Here is a 2,030-nt window from a genome sequence, read left to right as displayed (position 1 = left end):
GATAGACGCGCCCTGGCGCGGCATAATCTGGCGAATCGCCCGACGAATCGAATACGTCGAGTAGGAGATACTCGCCAGGCACCACGCGGAACTGCATCGAGCTCGCGCGCGTGGCCGTGATAAACTCCCGGTCGCGGTAGACGTAGAATGTCGCGCCGCTGATAGAAGACGTCCACGCCTGAACAAGCGTCTGGTCGTCGAGCCATACGGGGTCTGAGAGCGTCACGGTCATGTCGCCTGGACCCTCCATGAGCACGTCAGAAGCGCCGCCGGGTTAGCGAGCAGGCCGCCCCGGCCCATGGAGAGAGGACGCGCCGAGAGCACTGAGACGCCCAGAATCAGAACGTTTGTGTAGGTGACGTTGCGGTCGTTCGTGATATTGACTCGCGTGCCCTGAATGCGGCGGTATGCGAGGAAGGTCGAGTCGACGGCGCCGAGGGAGGACAGGTCAACGGTCGTGTTGAGCGTGGTCTCCTCTCCGCGCGTGCCGATGTCCTGGAAGCCGACGCCGTTAATGCCTGGGCGGCTGAACGGGCTCAGAGAAGTGGCAAGGGTGTTAATCTCGCCCTTGAGGGTGATGAAAGAGAAATTGCCAATAGATGCGACCATTTATTCCACCGCCGACTCTGTGCGTATTGGGCCAGGCGCTGTTATGAACGGGCTGGCCGGTCTTCGGTATCCAGCCGCAGCCGATGGCCATGATCCGACAGGCATGGGAATATCATTTACGAGGTCTTGTGGCTGTTGGTTCGTAAGAGGAGACACCATTAGCCCCTCGCGAATAATAGTTCCGGCTCCACGGCCGAACAGGCTGGCGAACGTGGCAAGAGACCGCTCTACGATGCGTTCAATCATGCCCTCATTGCTCAAACGCTCATTGAAACGCTGTGACACGTCCGCATATGGCTCACCCCGGATAGCCTCAGCTGCCGAGCGGACATCTTCTCGCCCTTTCCGCATGGATTCGTTGCGGGCAACTCTGAACGCCGGGGAACTCATATTTCTTTGAACTGAAAGGGACACAGCATCAAACTCCGTCCCAGACAACACGTTTTGTTCATCGACTAGTGCCCGGACTTTTCTCAACTCATCCAAGTTTTTTTTCTGCCTAATTATTTCAAACGCGCCGAAGACCTCGCGCTGCCCCATCAGTGTTTTCATTATTTTTTTATCTTTACTCATTCGGTCTATCAGCTCCGGGATGCTCTTCGCATTCCTTATCCCTCCCATAGCGGCGATGCTGCCAATAGCGCCTAGCTTCGTTCCTGCCTTTTCGGGAGTTTTGAATGGAGTTGTCAAGGCCGAAACACCTGTTATAGCAGCTTCGTCATCTAATCCAGCCAACAGAAGCCCCTCGGATGCCCCCGCTATACCGGTCGCGATAACACCCGCAGAAGTCTTTGACTGTGCGCCGCCAACAGTAAGCTTGTTTGCTACCTGCAATGCGTTTCCGGTTTGCCCTGGAAAGAGAGATTGAGCCTGAGCAATGGCGTCTAGGAGGGACATAGCATCACCCTCAGCATCTATAACTTTCCGCATGTCCCCCAGTTCGGAATCTTTTATTGTTGTGATAGATCGAACTTTTGTTACAAACTGTCTAGCTTTCAGCAACCCTCCGATGCTTGTACTCGTCGCAAATGCTTTGTCGATGCCCTCAAGGAATCGAGTGTCCTTCGCGCTGGTTGTAACTTGCCCTCTATCCTTAAGAGAGCCAATCTGCGCCGCCAAAGCCTCCGCGCCGCTCTTCGCCTCCTTGTTCATTAAGGAAATCTCACTGGTGATCCCTCGGAACATTGCGGCGGCCCCGCCCATCAGTGCAATCGCTTTTCCCATGCCAATAAAAGCGCTAGCCCCAGACGCAGCCTCCTTGCGCGTGTCCCCTGTGGCTTTCTTCACGCTCTTCAAGGACGTGACCTGCTTTTGCAAGCCCTCGTTGACGCGCTTCTGGGCCGCAACCTGCTTCTCAAGCGACTTGATCATGTCGCGGTCGTCGGCTGTAAAAACGGTTTTGACCTCGGCTGCCATTACTC

The 2,030-nt window shown here is 55.6% G+C and carries 3 protein-coding genes; all 3 read right to left on the bottom strand.

Translation table 11 applies throughout. The annotated features are described in order from the left end of the window. A partial coding sequence (locus tag VM163_13175) for a hypothetical protein (protein HUT04832.1) occupies window positions 1–232 on the bottom strand: 232 nt, incomplete at its 3' end. Further along, window positions 229–609: a hypothetical protein gene (locus VM163_13170; GenBank protein ID HUT04831.1), complete on the bottom strand. Its 381-nt coding sequence runs from the start codon at window positions 607–609 to the stop codon at window positions 229–231. The genes VM163_13170 and VM163_13175, both read right to left, overlap by 4 nt. Next, window positions 610–2,030: hypothetical protein (locus VM163_13165; protein ID HUT04830.1), on the bottom strand; the 1,421-nt coding region annotated here is incomplete at its 5' end. It abuts the gene before it with no gap.

The sequence above is a fragment of the bacterium genome (assembly GCA_035527515.1).
GTDB lineage: Bacteria > B130-G9 > B130-G9 > B130-G9 > B130-G9 > B130-G9.
This window is presented reverse-complemented; position numbering and strand designations above follow the sequence as displayed.

Coding starts and splice junctions, on each gene's coding strand:
- VM163_13170 (HUT04831.1), bottom strand. CDS start 609: ATGGTCGCATCTATTGGCAATTTCTCTTTCATCACCCTCAAGGGCGAG.